19 protein-coding genes are annotated in these 16988 nt (G+C 31.2%); all 19 read left to right on the top strand.

Annotated elements, in window-relative coordinates:
* The first annotated feature begins 22 nt into the window (after positions 1-22).
* The 19 genes from EQG63_RS08360 (at position 23) to EQG63_RS08270 (ending at position 16729) form a co-directional block, all read left to right on the top strand.
* A complete protein-coding gene (locus EQG63_RS08360) occupies positions 23-622 on the top strand; it encodes an alpha-ketoglutarate-dependent dioxygenase AlkB family protein (RefSeq protein WP_129435921.1) in 600 nt (199 codons plus the stop codon).
* Between the two features lie 44 nt (positions 623-666).
* Positions 667-1491: a sterol desaturase family protein gene (locus EQG63_RS08355; RefSeq protein WP_129436101.1), complete on the top strand. Its 825-nt coding sequence runs from the start codon at positions 667-669 to the stop codon at positions 1489-1491.
* Between the two features lie 80 nt (positions 1492-1571).
* Positions 1572-1850: a TIGR03643 family protein gene (locus EQG63_RS08350; RefSeq protein ID WP_129435920.1), complete on the top strand. Its 279-nt coding sequence runs from the start codon at positions 1572-1574 to the stop codon at positions 1848-1850.
* Positions 1851-1931: 81 nt separating this feature from the next.
* Positions 1932-3782 carry a M61 family metallopeptidase gene (locus tag EQG63_RS08345; RefSeq protein WP_129435919.1) on the top strand — a complete coding sequence of 617 codons (1851 nt, stop codon included), beginning with the start codon at positions 1932-1934 and terminating at the stop codon, positions 3780-3782.
* An 85-nt stretch (positions 3783-3867) separates the two neighbouring features.
* Positions 3868-4581 (top strand): DUF4369 domain-containing protein, encoded by a 714-nt coding sequence (locus EQG63_RS08340; protein ID WP_129435918.1) that lies wholly within the window; start codon positions 3868-3870, stop codon positions 4579-4581.
* 88 nt (positions 4582-4669) lie between these two features.
* Positions 4670-5740, top strand: coding sequence for a tyrosine-type recombinase/integrase (locus EQG63_RS08335; RefSeq protein WP_129435917.1), 1071 nt, complete (start codon positions 4670-4672; stop codon positions 5738-5740).
* A gap of 191 nt (positions 5741-5931) precedes the next feature.
* Complete coding sequence (locus EQG63_RS08330; protein ID WP_129435916.1) at positions 5932-6468, top strand: hypothetical protein; 537 nt, start codon at positions 5932-5934, stop codon at positions 6466-6468.
* 180 nt (positions 6469-6648) lie between these two features.
* Positions 6649-7389 carry a hypothetical protein gene (locus tag EQG63_RS08325; protein WP_129435915.1) on the top strand — a complete coding sequence of 247 codons (741 nt, stop codon included), beginning with the start codon at positions 6649-6651 and terminating at the stop codon, positions 7387-7389.
* A gap of 182 nt (positions 7390-7571) precedes the next feature.
* Positions 7572-8177, top strand: a complete 606-nt coding sequence (locus tag EQG63_RS08320; protein ID WP_129435914.1) for a hypothetical protein — start codon at positions 7572-7574, stop codon at positions 8175-8177.
* Positions 8178-8364: 187 nt separating this feature from the next.
* Positions 8365-9066: a nuclease-related domain-containing protein gene (locus tag EQG63_RS08315; RefSeq protein ID WP_129435913.1), complete on the top strand. Its 702-nt coding sequence runs from the start codon at positions 8365-8367 to the stop codon at positions 9064-9066.
* A 175-nt stretch (positions 9067-9241) separates the two neighbouring features.
* On the top strand, positions 9242-9682 hold the full coding sequence (locus EQG63_RS08310; protein WP_129435912.1) for a hypothetical protein: 441 nt from the start codon (positions 9242-9244) through the stop codon (positions 9680-9682).
* 146 nt (positions 9683-9828) lie between these two features.
* Positions 9829-10413, top strand: a complete 585-nt coding sequence (locus tag EQG63_RS08305; RefSeq protein ID WP_129435911.1) for a hypothetical protein — start codon at positions 9829-9831, stop codon at positions 10411-10413.
* 179 nt (positions 10414-10592) lie between these two features.
* Positions 10593-11117: a hypothetical protein gene (locus EQG63_RS08300; protein WP_129435910.1), complete on the top strand. Its 525-nt coding sequence runs from the start codon at positions 10593-10595 to the stop codon at positions 11115-11117.
* A 168-nt stretch (positions 11118-11285) separates the two neighbouring features.
* Positions 11286-12113, top strand: a complete 828-nt coding sequence (locus EQG63_RS08295; protein WP_129435909.1) for a hypothetical protein — start codon at positions 11286-11288, stop codon at positions 12111-12113.
* A gap of 157 nt (positions 12114-12270) precedes the next feature.
* Positions 12271-13296 carry a hypothetical protein gene (locus EQG63_RS08290; protein WP_129435908.1) on the top strand — a complete coding sequence of 342 codons (1026 nt, stop codon included), beginning with the start codon at positions 12271-12273 and terminating at the stop codon, positions 13294-13296.
* A gap of 216 nt (positions 13297-13512) precedes the next feature.
* A complete protein-coding gene (locus EQG63_RS08285; protein ID WP_129435907.1) occupies positions 13513-14277 on the top strand; it encodes a helix-turn-helix domain-containing protein in 765 nt (254 codons plus the stop codon).
* A 123-nt stretch (positions 14278-14400) separates the two neighbouring features.
* Positions 14401-15249 carry a DUF1398 domain-containing protein gene (locus tag EQG63_RS12335; RefSeq protein ID WP_206733263.1) on the top strand — a complete coding sequence of 283 codons (849 nt, stop codon included), beginning with the start codon at positions 14401-14403 and terminating at the stop codon, positions 15247-15249.
* A 4-nt stretch (positions 15250-15253) separates the two neighbouring features.
* On the top strand, positions 15254-15775 hold the full coding sequence (locus tag EQG63_RS08275) for a cupin domain-containing protein (RefSeq protein ID WP_129435906.1): 522 nt from the start codon (positions 15254-15256) through the stop codon (positions 15773-15775).
* A gap of 147 nt (positions 15776-15922) precedes the next feature.
* Positions 15923-16729: a hypothetical protein gene (locus EQG63_RS08270; protein ID WP_129435905.1), complete on the top strand. Its 807-nt coding sequence runs from the start codon at positions 15923-15925 to the stop codon at positions 16727-16729.
* The last annotated feature ends 259 nt before the right edge of the window (positions 16730-16988 follow it).

The raw sequence follows: 16988 nt of genomic DNA, 5'->3' as shown, positions 1-16988 counted from the left end.
TCGCTTTTTTTATTTTTGAAGCATGAGTTTATTCCCAGATGAAAAAATAGTCTTTGATTTACCCGATGCCGAAATTGAATATTTCCCTAATTTTATTTCGACGGAGAAAGCCAATATACTTTTCGAAAAACTAAAAACTGAAATTCCGTGGCAACAAGACACCCTAACCGTTTACGGTAAAAATCATTTACAACCCCGACTGACCGCTTTGTTCGGCAATGAAGGGAAACCTTATGGCTATTCTAACATTGTCATGCAACCTCATATTTGGAATCCTTTATTGACTTTTTTAAAAGAAGAAGTGGAAAAGGTATGTCAAGAAAATTTTACGACTGTTTTGCTTAATTACTACCGAAACGGACAAGACAGCAACGGTTGGCATGCCGATAATGAAAAAGAATTGGGTCGAAATCCCATTATTGCTTCTTTAAGTTTTGGACAAGAAAGAGTTTTTCAACTGAAGCATAACACTATTGAAACCGCAAAACAAAACATTGTATTACAACATGGCAGTTTGTTGCTTATGAAAGGGACTACACAACACTTTTGGAAACATCAAATTCCGAAAACAAAAAAAGAAATTGGAAGCCGAATTAATTTGACCTTCCGAATTATTAAATAAAAGTTTTGCTTAAATTTGAAAAACCAATCGACACAACTACTATGATTAATGAAATTATTCACTATTTCGAAACCATTCCTTCTTCGCACCGAAGTATCATTTTATTTGGAGGAATAGCCCTCTTTTGGATTATCGAAAGTGGTCTTCCGCTTTTTAATTTTAAATACAATAAAGTAGGCCACGCCGGAATTAATCTGTTTTTTACATTTACTACCATCTTAATTAATTTTTCGATGGCTTTCCTATTATTTTCTGTCTCCGTTTGGACAGCAGAAAACAAATTCGGAATCCTACATTGGTTACACATAGACAATCTTTGGCTACAAGCCATCATCGGATTGTTATTTATGGATTTAATCGGAGCCTATTCGGCACATTACGTACAACATAAAACTAAATCTTTGTGGCGCTTTCACTTAATTCACCATACTGATACTTGGATTGATACTACTTCGGCCAATCGTCATCATCCTGGAGAAAGTGTGATTCGTTTTATCTTCACTATGCTTGCCATTTTAGTGGTTGGTGCTCCAATTTGGCTGTTTTTTATGTATCAGTCGTTTTCCGTTTTCTTATCGCAATTCAATCATGCCAATATGAAAATGCCTCGAAATCTAGACAAATGGATCAGTTATCTTATTGTTTCGCCTGATATGCATAAAATTCACCATCATTACCAATTACCGTATACAGATAGTAATTATGGAAATATTTTCTCTGTTTGGGACCGATTATTTGGTACTTTTATGGTGATGCCTCGCGAAGAAATTATCTACGGAGTAGACACGCACATGGCACCAGAAGAAAATAATAATCTGAAAAATTTATTAGCTATTCCGTTTCAAAAATATCGCCATTCAGATTCATAAAAAAATTTTAAAAACTAAATACTTTTTAGTAATATTGGTATATAAATTGCATACATTGATATTAAAATACTATTTTATAAATGAGAAAAAGTAAAATAGCTGATTTAGACAGAGAAACATTAGAAAGACTAATCAGCATGGCACAAGAAGAGCGCAAACCTTTTGAAGTGATCAAAGAAGAATTTGGCATTAGCGAAAATGAAGTGACCGAATTATTGCGCAAAAGATTATCTAAAGAGCAGTTTGAACTTTGGAAAAAGAAAGTTACGGCTTCTAAACCCAAACTGAAGCAAGTCAATATTGATGAATTTGATGACGACTTAGACGGAAAATATTATTTGAAAAATAAATTTGATTAAATAGCAACTCCTGAAATATTTCAGGAGTTTTTTTGTAACATTTTTTTTAAAATACAGACTTATAGACAAAACAATCAAAAAATGAAAAAAATAATTTATTCTTTAGCCATTGCTTCTTTACTGATAAGTTGTAAATCGGCACAAACCACAAATGTTACCCCAGAAGTTAGTGTAAACATTGACTTGAATAACATTAAAGACGACAAAGTAATGGTAACCGTGTTGCCAACAGCTTCTACTGAAGATGTAATCACTTTCAATATCCCTAAAACCGTTCCGGGGACCTACTCTACTGATAATTATGGTCGCTTTATCGAAAATGTAAAAGCGTACGATGTCAAAGGAAATACTCTTGCTGTTGCCAAAATGGATGATAACACTTGGCGAATTAGCGGTGCTAAAAAACTTTCAAAAGTAACTTACTGGGTGAATGACACTTATGACACCGAAGTAAGTGGCGGTATGGGTGGTAAAGATGTGTTCTCTCCAGCGGGAACCAATATTGACCCAAACTGTTTTATGATTAATACACACGGATTTGTAGGTTATTTTTCCGATAAAAAAGAAGTGCCTTACACTTTAACAGTGAATCATTCTGACCAACTGTTTGGTGCTACAGCTCTTGTTGATACCGACGCGAGTAATGCTGTCGATACTTTTAAATTGCCGAGATATGCTACTTTAGTAGACCATCCAATCATGTACACCAAACCAGATTACACCACTTTCAAAGTTGGTGATATGGATATTTTGATCAGTGTGTATTCGCCAACCGGAAAATTTAATGCTAAAAGCATCACTCCAGCAATGGAAAAAATGATGAATGCGCAAAAGAAATTTTTGGGTCCAATCAACAATACTAAAAAATATGCCGTGCTTGTGTATTTATCAGACATGATGAAATCGGATGCAAAAGGATTTGGTGCGTTAGAACATACTACTTCAACGACAGTTGTAATGCCGGAAATGATGCCAGCAGATCAAATGGACGAACAATTAAAAGACATTGTTTCACACGAATTTTTTCATATCGTGACGCCACTTGGAATCCATGCGAACGAAATTCACTACTTCGATTTTAATGCTCCAAAAATGTCGAAGCACTTATGGATGTATGAAGGGGTGACGGAATATTTTGCCAATTTATTTCAAATAAACCAAGGCTTAATTACCGAAGAAGAGTTTTATGGAAGAATGGCTGACAAAATCCACCAAGCTTCTGGAATGAATGACACGATGCCATTTACACAAATGAGTGCCAATGTACTTACCACTCCATACAAAGATCAATATTTAAATGTATATCAAAAAGGAGCCTTAATTGGAATGTGTGTGGATATGATTATCCGTGAAAAAAGCAACGGAGAAAGAGGTATTTTAGATTTAATGCAAAAATTAAATAACGAATACGGAATCAACAAACCATTCAAAGATGAAGAGTTATTTGATAAAATTGTTTCTTTAACCTATCCTGAAGTGGGTGAATTTTTCAAAACGTATGTAGAAGGTCCAACCCCAATTCCGTATGAACAATTCTTCAAAAAAATGGGTATTACACAGTCGGAAACAAAAATCCCTGGAAATGTATTCATAAAAGGTCAAACACCTAACATTACCGTAAATCAAGCGACGAAAGAAATCATCGTGTTGCCTGGAATTGAATTACCAGAGTTTTATGGTGTTTTAGGAATTAAAAACGGCGATATTATTACGGGTATAAATGGTAAAAATTATAACTTGGACAATATCTATGATATGATTTCAGCAAGTCAGAATTGGAAAGAAAACGATCCGATAACAGTATCTTTAAAACGTGAAGGGAAAGCATTGGAAGTAAAAGGCAACGTAAAATTACCTTACGAACAAGCGGTTGGTTATAAAGCAACCGATGATTCTAAAAAAGCATTAAAAGATGCATGGTTAAAAGGATAAATTAATCCAAAAAAATAGTTTAAATCCTCATTTTGATATTCAATTTGAGGATTTTTTTATTACTTTGCGGCAAATTTATAAAACTATGTACAAAGTTATTGTTGCTTTATTTTCTGTTTTCTTATTGGGTTCATGTTCAGATAACAAACTGAATGAAAATGAAGTATTAATTACAGGAACTATTAAAGGATTAAAAAAAGGAAAATTATACATCCAAAGAGTTGAAGACACTACTCTAGTGGCTTTAGATACTATTGTATTGAATGGATCATCAACCTTTGAAAGCAAAATAAAACTAGACTCACCCGAAATGTTGTATTTGTTTGTAGATCGTGGTGTAACAAATTCTATTGACAATAATTTATTGTTTTTCGCCGAGCCAGGAAAAATAAATATTGATACTAATTTGGACACTTTTTTAGCGAGTTCCAAAATTACGGGATCAAAAAATCAAGAATTGTACGAACAATACAAGGATATTATTTCCAAATTTAACGACCAGCAATTAGAGTTGTTACACGCGCAAATTATGGGCGAAAAAGGAGCTAAAAATTATTCGGCAGAAGCAAATAGTAAAAAACAAGATGATTTATTAAAACGTCGTTATTTATACGCCGCTAACTTTGCTTTATCAAATGCAAATTACGAAGTAGCCCCTTATATTGCTTTAACTGATATTTACGATATGCAGCCTCGTTTTTTAGATTCGATACACAACAAAATGAGTCCAAAAGTAGCACAATCGAAATACGGAAAAAAATTCACTAGCTATTTAAAAGAACAGAAAAAGAACAATTAGGTTTCAGTCTAATTTTCACAATTTTTCAATTCACTCCTATCTAATTATAAAAAACTTATAGCTATATTTGTTATATATATAAGCCATTATGATTAGTTTGACGCCATACACCTTTACATTAGGGGAACACCGTAATCAGAAAGTCATTTTCATTCGATTTGACAAAAATCCTGTTCATCTTTCAGAAGTTAAAAAATTAGTAGGTTCCTCTTGGAGTCAAACTAATCAGTGCTGGTATGTTCCAGATGTTATTGAATACCGAAAAAAGTTTAATCTTTTAACCGATTATACTATTGGCACCAAAACACTTTCCAAAATCAATCCCCACAATCAGAAGGAATTAGAGCGATTGGTAAATCAACTCCGATTAAAAGGGTATAGTCCAAGTACCATTCGATGTTATAGTCAGGAATTTGCCCAATTTTTATATTTTATCAAAGACAAAGCATCAAACACCTGCAATGAAGTGGAAGTCCGCGAGTTTTTATTGCATTGCATCACCGAATTAAAATTAAAAGAAAACACTTTACACAGTAGGATTAGCGGAATCAAATTTTATTATGAACAAGTGTTGTTTCAGCCTCGAATTTTTGTTGAAATTCCGCGACCGAAAAAGCAACTTAAGTTGCCCAAAGCATTAAATTCGGACGAAGTGAGACGTATTTTTATGGCTTCAAAAAACCTAAAACACAATACAATGCTCAAATTGTGTTACGGAATGGGTTTGCGATTGTCTGAAATTATAAATCTTAAAATTTCGGATATTGACAGTCGAACGATGTTGGTGTATGTAGAGCGTGGTAAAGGAAAAAAAGATCGTTATGTTAATTTACCCGACAGTATTTTATTTCAATTGCGGGAATACTATTTATCTTATAAACCAAAAGAATACCTCTTTGAAGGACAGTACGGTGGACAATACTCTAGTCGATCGTTACAAAAAGTATTTAAAGATGCATTGCATGAAGCACAAATAAGAAAAAAAGTAGGTATCCACAGTTTGCGTCACAGTTATGCCACCCATTTATTAGAAAACGGAACCGATATACGTTTCATTCAAGAATTATTGGGTCACAATAGCATTAGCACCACATTATTATACACCAATGTAACCGATAGAACCTTGCGCAAAATTGTGAGTCCCTTAGATTTTTTATGAAAAATACGCTATATTTGAAATCAAGAATTCAGAAAAAAAACAATTCGAATTACGCAATACATTTTTTTGAATTGTTTTTTATAAACCCTTTAAAAATAGACTTTAGATAGAAATGCCGGAATTTTCAGGTACAGCTATTTAAGAGTTAACGGCAAGTTTGCCAAAAAAATTTCGCATAAAACAACAATCGAATGGGATTTGGATTCAACCTTTTTTTCATACTTATATTAATTCCTCTATCAATAATATTATTAATTTCTTGGGGTGTTTCAAGGAAAAAAATATTTGGTAAAGCTCTTAGTGGAATTTGGATTGCAGTTATTGGATTAGTTTTATTAGTATCAATAATAAATTTACTCGTAAGTTCAAGCGAATTGGATAGAGATGATATTTATGGAGAATATGTTATTGACAGAACTAAATATTCTGGGAAACAATCCGATTGGCAATATGAACATTTTCGATTTGAAATTAACCAAAATGATGAAATTCTATTTCATGTAACCGAGAAAGCTAAAATTACAAAAACTTACAAAGGAAAAATTCATTTTTTAGAACAATATCAAGTTCCACGAATTGTTTTAAATTTTGAAAATTCAAAACATCATATCGTAAATGAAAATCCAACTTTATATAGAAAAGGAAAAACATTTTACTATGTGTTTCATTCTTCCAAATTTGGAAATGTATTCTTTACAAAAGACAAATGGAAAGAAATTGGCAGATGAATTAAATTATAAAACCAGCCGTTAACAGCGGTTTGGCGCCATAGCTAGTTAAATCTTCCGTCGGAAACCTAACGGTTTCCTCAAACCCTTCCCCACGAAGAAAATTTTTCGTAAATTGCCGCAACGGCGCCAAGCCGCCGGACGTTAGCAGCCATATTAAAAAAACCTCTGGAATTCAATATGTTTTGGAATAAAAAGAAAAAACCATCTGTTACAGAAGATGACAAAAAATGGATCGAGGAAAGTTTTATTTTCCTTCGTGAAATTTTAGGGAATGAACACTTCGATAGCTTAAGAACCATTACTCCAACTAAAAATTATTACAATTGGACTTTTAAAGGTAATGAAGAAGATGCTGAATTCGTCCTAGAAAGGACAAAAGAGTTAATGCAAATAGAAGATTCTAACATCCGTATTGAATACTTTTCTGATCAACCTATTGAAATGGCTGATGGAACAATTCTATCTAGTCCAGCTGATATTAATGGGAAATGGCAAAGTGCAACTGGTGTTTATAAAGAACTTGAAAATGAAAAAATTATCTACATTGAAAAAGGGCAATTAAAAAATACTTTTTCCCTAATTGCTACAATTGCTCATGAATTATCACACTTCATTTTGCTTGGGGAAAACAGAATCGAAGAAAATGATGAATATTTAACCGATTTAACAGCTTTAACATATGGCTTTGGAATATTTCTAGGTAACTCAAGATTTCAACATTCCAAATTTCAAAACATTTCTCATTCAGGATGGCAAATGAGTAGTCAAGGATATTTACCTGAACAAGTAATCGCTTATGCAATGGCTTGGTTAAGCATTCACAGAAACGAATCAACTGAATATGAAAAATACTTAAATAATGGTATGGCTAAATTTTTCACTCAAAATATCGAATATCTACAAACAAATAATGAATAAATACGGCTGCTAACAGCGGTTTCACGAAATGGCGAGAATATTGCTAAATTCATATTTATATTTCGCTATTAAATTTTATCTTAGTGGAAAATATTTCGTCCCGAGGTTCGCCACTTCGTGAAGCCGGCGGGACGTTGTGCGTCAGTTTTGAATACCGTGTAAAAAAACTTAGAAAATAAAAAATGAATAGACTCTATATTTTAATTGTTTCAATTGTCTTTTTTAGCTGTAACTCAAAAATTGACAAACCAAAAAATGGCAGTTCTGAAAAAAAAATTCAAAAAAAAGTTAAAACAATTTTGAGAAATGATTCTGAAAAAAATTCATCTATTATTTACGATACTTTAGTCTTTACTGAATTTATGAAAGGTAACTCATTAGATAAGAAAATTAATGAAAGTAAAGACAAACTACATTTCTATAAAAAGTTCATTAAATCAAGTGAAATTAATCAACTACAAATAATTGATGAGAAACATACGAAAACTGAAATAAAATATTTGGGCGAATTAAAAGATATTGATAATGAAAACTCTTATAAAGTTATTACAAATTTCAAGATAATTGGAATTGGCGAAATGTTATCACCTCGAGGAAGAAGTGAAATAGCATTTATTGACAGTAAAAATAACATCATGGTTTATGACATGGGAATGCCTGAAAATTTACCAAACTATATTGAAAATAACACTCTCTTTTTTGAAATTGAAAAAACAAAAATCGGAATACTAATTTCTGGTGGTCTTGCTCCTATACTCTGTTTGCCGAAAATTGGATGTAATGAATAAACCGAACGCACAACAGCGGTTTGCTTCAATGGCTACTTCCGGATTTTCCTACGGAAAATCCGCTGCTGAATGGAATGTTTTGTTATATTTGTAATGGCTTGGTGTTGGTGCAACGCCACTGAGAGCAAGCCGCAGAACGTTATGGGCAAGTTTTAGAAAAATCACAATCAATTGAACCTTATTCTTTATGTTGTATGTTATTATTATATCAATTGTCTTATTTATTCTCTATTACACATTTAAAAAGGATAAAGACAATCTCGAAATTAACCAATTCGAAACAGATTTAGGTCCGAAAAGAGGAACAGTATCTGAAAGAGCTTTGGTATCAAAACTTTCACAATATGGAATTCCATCTCAAACAATTTTTCATGATTTATACTTAAAAAAATATTATGGAAAGTATTCGCAAATCGATTTAGTTGTTCCAACTAAAGTAGGCATTCTAGTATTTGAAGTAAAAGATTATAGTGGTTGGATTTTTGGAACTGGATATAAACCTCAATGGGCACAAATTTTAAACTACGGAAGAGATAAATATTATTTTTATAATCCAATTTTACAAAATGCTAAACATATTGATGATTTAAAAAAACAACTTAAACAGTTCGAAAATATTCCTTTTTATTCAATTATAGTTTTTTATGGAAACTGTAGTCTTAAAGAAATTAATTTTGTTCCTAACAATACTTTCGTAGTCAAATCTGGAAGAGTATTAGAAGTCGTAGAAAAAATTCTCTCTGAAAGTATTCTGGCAAATTATTCTAATAAAAGAGAAATAGTAAATTTATTAGAGCAAGCTGTAAAAAATGGTGAAAACAACGAAGTTATACTTCAGCATTCTAAAAATATAAATGATATGCTTGGAAAAGAGCGAGTTTACAATTAAACCAGCCCATAACAGCGGTTTGGCTCAATAGCTACTTTTAGCTTTAACAGCAACATTCGATTTTCCGCTGAAAATCTTATCTTAGCAAGAAAATAAATCATTCCACGCAGTCGCTACTGCGCCAAGCCGCGGAACGTTACTGGCAAGCGTAGAAATTTACGGTAAAATAAAAAGTATGAATAAATCTGAGCAAGAATTAGAAAAACAAGAATCTGAGATTAGAAGAAACTTAGCTTATGTTTTTATTCCAATCGCTTTATTCATTGCAATTATATTTACATACCAAAACAACTCTTTAGACTACAAAAGAGAAAAATATTTGGAAAGCAAAGAAACAGAATTCAACGGAAAAATAACTGACAAGAAAGAAGATGGAGATTATCCTAGAGCTTCAAGGTTTATGATTTTGAATGACTACAATGAAGTTCAAATTCCAAACAGTATTTATTATCAAATAAATGTTGGCGATTCTGTTTATAAAGAAAGAGGAAAAGATACTGCATATTATTACTTGAAAAATGGAAAAGTACTAGTTCAAGACTGTAACGAATACTTAAGAAAAGAATACCTAAAATTGAAAAGTAAAGAAAAAGAAAAATATAACGCCAGCCAGTAACAGCGGTTTGGCGTAATAACTAGATTAATTTTAACTTCAAGTTCTTCTTCACGAAAAAATTTTATCTTTAACAGAAAATAATCAGTTCGCTGGCTTCGCTACTACGCCAAGCCGCCGGACGTTAGTGGCAATACTAAAACTTCACGATGAAAAAATATCATATTATAATAATTTCACTTTTTTTTCTTTTTGGTTGTAAGAAAAATAACAATACTGAGAAAAAAAATTCAGAAATTATAACTGACCAAAAGTACACGGAAATAATTGACAACAAACTTATTTATGAGTTGATTAACCAAGTACTTTCAGAAAATAAACTCTACAAAGATTGTGGAGCTATAATGGATAGAAAGACTTTTATAATCAAAAATGGTGATGAATTACTACTAGAAGAAATTGACAGTCTTTTTACAGAAAGTGATAAAAAATTCATTCTAAAACAGTTTCGAAATGGAAATAGATTCGTTTTAAATCAAAAGTTCATCAAGAGTAAAAAAATTATAGAACTTGATTCGACAGTAAATTCAAAAGAGCAAAGAGATAAGTATTGGAAAAAAATAAGTTTAGAAAATAATTGTATTGGATATTTTTATATTCCTCTATTTAACCTTAAAAAAAATACTGCAATTATTGAATGTGGAATTAATGATGAAAGTGGAATATTCATATATAAGCTCAACAAAGAAAATAAATGGGAATTATCTAGAACTCTTCAAAGGCTAATTGAATAAAAGTACTGCCACTAACAGCGGTTTGGCGCCATTGCTAGTAACCCGTCCGTCGGAAACCTGACGGTTTCCTCAAATCTTTTCTCACGCAAGAAAATTTTTCGTAAATTGCCGCAACGGCAAGCCAAGCCGCAGGACGTTAGCTGTCATGTAAAAACCGAAACAACAAAGTAAAGTCTAAATTGAAAAAATTCATTTTCATATTTCCTATAATTCTTATGTTCTCGTGTGCAGAACAAAAATATATTGCGGGCTTAAGTAAAGAAATTGAAACACTGGAAAAAACAGTATTTCCATGTCCTGAAAATCAACAATCAATTTTCAAATCAAGAAATTCAAAACTTAGAACTAAAATCATAAATTCTCAATTAGAAAATATTAAAAAAACAAAAAGTAATGAATTTTATGTGATAGAAAGTTATAATTATGATTGGGGTTATAATTATTCTATATACTTAATTATTGACGGAAAAGTTATTGGTTTTGAAAAAGATGATTTTTTAAAATCTTACAATAAATTCGAAGTTGATTTATACGATTATAAAAAAAGAATCACACTTCTTAACGAAAAAAAATATGCAGAAATTGAGAAACTTTACTTTGAAAAATGTCTCACATCCACCCATATTTTTGTAATCTCAAAAGAAATGAAACTAATACATTCATCTGTCAATTTAGACTGTTACAGTTACAATAATGAATATTAAAATACACGACAGCTAACAGTGGTTTGGCGCCATTGCGGGTTGCAGTTTAACCAGGTGCTGATTTTCCGCAGGAAAATCTTATCTTAGCGGAAAACAAATTAATCACGAAACCACAACGGCAAGCCAAGCCACGGGACGTTAGTAGCCATTATAAAACCGAAATGTAATATGATGTTAGCATCAAAATTCATAAATACATGTTTAATAATTTTGATTTCTTTTATGGCATTCAGTTGCAGAAATGAAATTTCCCCTAAGACAATTAAAATTATTGATCCACTAAAAAATTACAATGCATTTTATGTGTTAGATACATTACCAAAATCAATTACTAAAGAATTGGAAAATAAAGCTACTGTAAATGAGCTTAACTTATTAATTGATAATTATAAAAATCCATATATAAAAGCTGTTGCTATAAATGCTCTAATTAATAAAGACAACGATTATGCGTTTGATTTGTTTGAAAAACTCTTGAACGCAAAAGATAGTATTATTTTCAGAACTGAATGTTTAAAAGACAAAATTTCATTACCAGCTTACATTTTTGACTCAACAATTTTTTCAGACCAAAAGAAACTAACTGAACAGAAAGAAATTAACAAACTAAAGTTTTTTAAAATAATATTTAATCAAGATAAGCTAAATGAAGATTTAGTAGATGAAATGTATTTATGGTTACCTAATTCTGAGGAATATTATCAAAAAATTAGACAAAGCATATTAAAAACTAAATCAAAAAAATTACTTCAATCGTTAAGTAAATTCAAAAAAAAGCAAGATATAAATCTTATAAAAAGTTTTGAAATAGATTCTTTCATTGCTATCAGAATTTTTCCTGACGATGCTTTTTTAGAAATGTTTGAAAAATATATGAGTGAAAATAACATGTGGGAATATAAAAGAGCTCTTGTTCAATATCCTAGAGAAAAAAGCAAAAGAATTTATGACAAAATCGAAAATTATAATAAGTCCAAAATAAATAACGGCTACTAACAGCGGTTTCATGAAATAGCGGTAGCTGTTTAAGTCGGTTGCCGATTTTCCGCTGGAAAATCTTATATTAGCAGAAAACAAAAAAATCACGAACTCCGCCACTTCATGAAGCCGCAGGACGTTAGCAGAAAATTTTGAAAAACGAGACGAATACAAAATGACCAATAAAAAAAAGATTACCAAAAAGAAATCAATTAAAGTAGAATTACCTTTCTATAAAAAATGGTCAACTTATTTATATCTAATTGGTGGTTTGCTTTTAATCTTCTTGATATATATTATATACAGAGTTCAAATAAGCGATAGAAAATTATTTACTTTAAGTTTTATTCCATTGCTATTAGGAATAATATATGAAAACAAAAGGCTTTCAACTGACTGGAAAATTATTGCTCTAAAAGTTTTAGGTTCACTTATTTTTAGTTTTTTAGTGTTTTTACCTGGAAAAAGAGAAAGAAATTACGATTTTGAAAATCATATTGAAGCATGGCCTTTCTATTTTTTAGCAGTTTTTGTATTAATTTCAGTAATAATTCATGACAAGAAAGTTGTCCCAAAACTAACAGAAGGAATTACATTAATACAATCTATTTCGATAATATATTGGATTTTTGACTATAAATTTTTTGAAAACATAAATCTGTTTTCATCGATATTAATATCAGTATCATTCTTAATCTCATTATATTCTTTAATTCACGCATTTACCTACATTACTTTAAGTAGAAATGCAAGGCTTTACCTAAGCATTTGGAGTTCAATAATAATGATAATTTTTGCCGTTGAGCATATATTTAGAGTTTTTGACAGTCCAAATATTGAAGAAACTAACATTTTAAATGGTTCGATAATAACTCTACAATACTTTCTTTTGGGGGTATCCTCAATGTACATTTTACAGAATTTTTTCATGTTAGCAGAGTACTTACCAAGTAAAAATAGATTTTATGATAAAGAACATCTAAAAGACATTAAAACTATGACCAAAACGCATATTGAGAGATATTCAGACAAACAGGTAATGAAACTTGATTCTTTATTTTGCCTACTGTATAGTTCGTCATTATACTTCATAAATTTTAAATATCAAATAATTCCAAGACAAACAGCCATCTGGGTTATAATCTTAACTTTTCCGTATATTATATATTTAAAAGAAAAAATATTCCCACAAGAAATTTAAAAGAAAAAATATTCCCACAAGAAGACGAAATGGAAGAATAAATCTTCTGCTAACAGCGGTTTCACGAAATGGCGAGAGCTGTTTAATCCGGTTGCCGATTTTCCGCTGGAAAATCTTATATTAGCAGAAACAAATCAGTCACGAACTTCGCCACTTCGTGAAGCCGGCGGGACGTTATAGGCAATTTTACGGAACACCGTACCAACAGACAAGACGATGAAATTTGACAAATATTTTCCGACTGAACAACTTAAACCCTATATCAAATATTTTGTAGTGTCAGAGAATGCTATGGAAAATGAATATAAAGTTTTCCCATCATCTGGACTAGTAATTGGTTTTCAATACAAAGGACAACTAGCAACTGTAAAAGAAAATACAATAAGCAAACTGACATCAGCAGGAATTACAGGGATTTCTGACAGCTATAAGATTTTTAAAAATTCAAACGATATAGGAACTGTTCTGGTGTTTTTTACGGAAATTGGATTTACTCATTTTGCTTCACATCCTGCCAATGAATTGTTCAATTTAAGTCTTTCTCTTGACGATATTTTTAAAAAAAACAGCATAATAGAAGTTGAAGAAAAATTAGCATTTGCCAAAACAGACAAACTTCGGATAAAAATTGTAGAGCAGTTTTTAGTATCCCAGCTAAAAGATATTCAAACAGACAAATTAATAATTGAAGCGGTTAAACTTATTTACCAAAGTAATGGAACAATCCGTATAAAAGAACTGAACGAAAAACTTTTTATTAGCCAAAGCCCATTCGAGAAGCGGTTTAGAAAAGTGGTTGGAACAACAGCCAAAAAATTTGCTTCCATTGTTCGCTTCAACACCGTTCTTGACAATCTAAGCAAAACAAAAACGCTGACTGAGATTTGCTACGAAAACAATTTCTTTGACCAAGCCCACTTTATTAAAGACTTCAAACAGTTTACGGGCGACACTCCCGAAAATTTCAAACGCTTCTTGTAGAAAAACGATTTTTTACAATTACAGGGGTTTTCATCATCGCATCTTTGCATAGTAATCTTAATGTAAAGACAAATGATAAAACCAATTCTAAAATCGACAATCATATTATCAAATTTGAGCATTATGATTGCATGTAATTCAACAAATTGTTTAACAATTAAAAATCAAGAAAAAATGTTTACAGTAGATCAAATCAAAGAAAAATTGATGCAAGTAAAAACAGGAGCTGACTTTCCTCTTTTGGCAATAAACCTCAAAAATATCGGGGTAACTTATTATGAAACCAAAATGAAAGATGGACGAAATGTTTATCACGGAGAAAATGGTTTCGAACTTTTGACAGGACCAAACTATGAGCCAATGACAGTTGCCGACATAGTAAATTTGGAACAACTGAAAGTGGATATTACTAACCATCAACAAGGTAAGTCCAATTATTTTGAAATTAGCCGTAAATGTGCTGACAACGGAATTGAAAAATGGGTGGTAAGTTTAATAACTATGACTTGTACTTACTTTGATAAAGAAGGGAATAAAGTTTGGATTGAACAAATTCCCGATTCTTCCATTCAAACACCAACTTTTACAGCAGAACAATTAATGGCAACTCACAGTAAAGTGAAATCAGGTGCAGACTTTCCATCTTACATCAAAGAAATTAAAGCAATGGGTGTAACTCATTATGAAACCTATGTAAATGATGGTCATATTAATTATTACGGAGAAAATAATTATGTTGCAAAAGTTCCTGCAAAATATGAAACTATGACAATTGCTGAGAATTCAAATATGGAAGTATTTAAGGCTGAATTATTGGCTCATCAACACGGCAAAACGGACTTTTTAACTTTCATTAAAATGTGTGCTGAAACTGGTATTGAGAAATGGGATGTTTGTATGGATAAAATGACTTGTACTTATTACGATAAAGAAGGGAACGAAATTTTAGTTGAAGAAATTCCACAAAATTAACACGATGAAAGATTTAAATTTAAAAGAATGGAACGATGACGCTTTCATCGTTCCATTGCATAATAATGAGCAATTTCAATGCTACGGAAATAAACTCAAAATAATTATTCCTACTACTTTAACGAACAATCAATTTGGACTATATGAAATTGAAATGGAAGCTAATGCGAGAGGTCCGAAATTGCATTATCATAAACAAATGGACGAAACATTTATAATCGAGGAAGGAACCTTGACGGTTCTAACAGGTAATGGAGAAGTACAGGCAGAAGCAGGAACAGTAATTCATATACCAAGATTATCTGTTCACGGCTATAACAATAATTCGGATGGAATTGTGAAAATGAAAATGATTTTCAATCCAGGATTTGGTAGAGAAGACTTTTTTAGAAAAATGTATCAAATGCTTGAAGAAAATCCGGATGATTTGTCAGCATTTCAAAAATTGTATCTCGAAAATGATAGCTTTACACTTGATGAAAAGAATATGATACCAATGCGTGACAAAAATAAAAACTGCCTATAACAACGGTTTGGCACAATAGCTACAAATCAATAAACAACAACGTTCGATTTTCCGCTGGAAAATCTTATCTTAGCAAGAAATAATCGTTCCACGAAGTCGCTACTGCGCCAAGCCGCCGGACGTTAGCAGAAATAATTTATCATCAGGATGTTTCAAAGAATCAAAAATCTTTTTATACCATCAGTTCAAATCAAAATAAGTGATGAAACTAATTTGAATGTCGAACAATATATAAACCCATTACTAGAAGAATTTTTCACCATTGAGGTTAGAAATAAACTTCGAGGCAAGAAAGTTGAAATCATTATTCCTATTGATTATAAAAATGCTGTATATAAACATTCTTGCAACGAAGAAAAAGCTCATTATGATGCTAACGGTTTATCAGAATCAATGGGTCATTTTTGTATTCCTTTAGATTCAAAATCTATTGAGTTTAGAATTATTATCAATAAATCAACTTTTGACGAATATCAATATTTTAGTACAATTTTTCATGAATTAACTCATGTTGTAGATTTTAATGATTATATATCACATTATGGCAATCCAGTTTTAATGAGTCGTAATACAAAACATGAAAATTACTACTTTGATTTTTATTTATGGACAGAATTTAATGCAAAGAAAACTGGAATCTATCGAATTCAAACTGAACTTGAAAAAAATGAACGTTATTTAAGCCTACCTGTCGCAACCCAAAACTTCATTCAGGATGTTGAAACAGCAAATGGACAGTTGCCACAACTATATCATCTCATGCATTTTTTCGCAAGAATTTCCGCCCAGAATAACTCACTTATTAAATATGATTCTCAGATTTATCCAATAATATATTTGAATGATAAATTTGGAAATAATATTGAGCAAATACATAATGCAATGGATAACATAAAGAATTTTGAAGATTTTCAGAATGATAAAAATTATTTGAAATATTTATTTAATTGGTAGTTATTACTTCTGCTAACAGTGGTTTGGCGCAATAGCTAATTTATTTTTCCTTCATGATTTTCTTTACGAAAATGTTTATCTTTAACCGAAAATAAAACGTTCGCAGGCATCGCTACTGCAAGCCAAGCCACGGGACGTTGTGCGCTATTTTACCTTAACAAAATCTATAACTCACTATGAATAAAATTTATGTGCTTATATTTCTAACACTTTTTTCATTCGCATTTACTTCATGCGATCCTGGATTAATGAATGAATA

The organism is Flavobacterium amnicola, assembly GCF_004122165.1.
GTDB lineage: Bacteria > Bacteroidota > Bacteroidia > Flavobacteriales > Flavobacteriaceae > Flavobacterium > Flavobacterium amnicola.
This window is presented reverse-complemented; position numbering and strand designations above follow the sequence as displayed.

What these genes read in the sequence shown, in the direction of transcription:
- EQG63_RS08360 (WP_129435921.1), top strand. Translation starts at nt 23, where the DNA reads ATGAGTTTATTCCCAGATGAAAAAATAGTCTTTGATTTACCCGATGCC.
- EQG63_RS08350 (WP_129435920.1), top strand. Translation starts at nt 1,572, where the DNA reads ATGAGAAAAAGTAAAATAGCTGATTTAGACAGAGAAACATTAGAAAGA.
- EQG63_RS08345 (WP_129435919.1), top strand. Translation starts at nt 1,932, where the DNA reads ATGAAAAAAATAATTTATTCTTTAGCCATTGCTTCTTTACTGATAAGT.
- EQG63_RS08340 (WP_129435918.1), top strand. Translation starts at nt 3,868, where the DNA reads ATGTACAAAGTTATTGTTGCTTTATTTTCTGTTTTCTTATTGGGTTCA.
- EQG63_RS08335 (WP_129435917.1), top strand. Translation starts at nt 4,670, where the DNA reads ATGATTAGTTTGACGCCATACACCTTTACATTAGGGGAACACCGTAAT.
- EQG63_RS08330 (WP_129435916.1), top strand. Translation starts at nt 5,932, where the DNA reads ATGGGATTTGGATTCAACCTTTTTTTCATACTTATATTAATTCCTCTA.
- EQG63_RS08325 (WP_129435915.1), top strand. Translation starts at nt 6,649, where the DNA reads ATGTTTTGGAATAAAAAGAAAAAACCATCTGTTACAGAAGATGACAAA.
- EQG63_RS08320 (WP_129435914.1), top strand. Translation starts at nt 7,572, where the DNA reads ATGAATAGACTCTATATTTTAATTGTTTCAATTGTCTTTTTTAGCTGT.
- EQG63_RS08315 (WP_129435913.1), top strand. Translation starts at nt 8,365, where the DNA reads ATGTTGTATGTTATTATTATATCAATTGTCTTATTTATTCTCTATTAC.
- EQG63_RS08310 (WP_129435912.1), top strand. Translation starts at nt 9,242, where the DNA reads ATGAATAAATCTGAGCAAGAATTAGAAAAACAAGAATCTGAGATTAGA.
- EQG63_RS08305 (WP_129435911.1), top strand. Translation starts at nt 9,829, where the DNA reads ATGAAAAAATATCATATTATAATAATTTCACTTTTTTTTCTTTTTGGT.
- EQG63_RS08295 (WP_129435909.1), top strand. Translation starts at nt 11,286, where the DNA reads ATGATGTTAGCATCAAAATTCATAAATACATGTTTAATAATTTTGATT.
- EQG63_RS08290 (WP_129435908.1), top strand. Translation starts at nt 12,271, where the DNA reads ATGACCAATAAAAAAAAGATTACCAAAAAGAAATCAATTAAAGTAGAA.
- EQG63_RS08285 (WP_129435907.1), top strand. Translation starts at nt 13,513, where the DNA reads ATGAAATTTGACAAATATTTTCCGACTGAACAACTTAAACCCTATATC.
- EQG63_RS12335 (WP_206733263.1), top strand. Translation starts at nt 14,401, where the DNA reads ATGATTGCATGTAATTCAACAAATTGTTTAACAATTAAAAATCAAGAA.
- EQG63_RS08275 (WP_129435906.1), top strand. Translation starts at nt 15,254, where the DNA reads ATGAAAGATTTAAATTTAAAAGAATGGAACGATGACGCTTTCATCGTT.
- EQG63_RS08270 (WP_129435905.1), top strand. Translation starts at nt 15,923, where the DNA reads ATGTTTCAAAGAATCAAAAATCTTTTTATACCATCAGTTCAAATCAAA.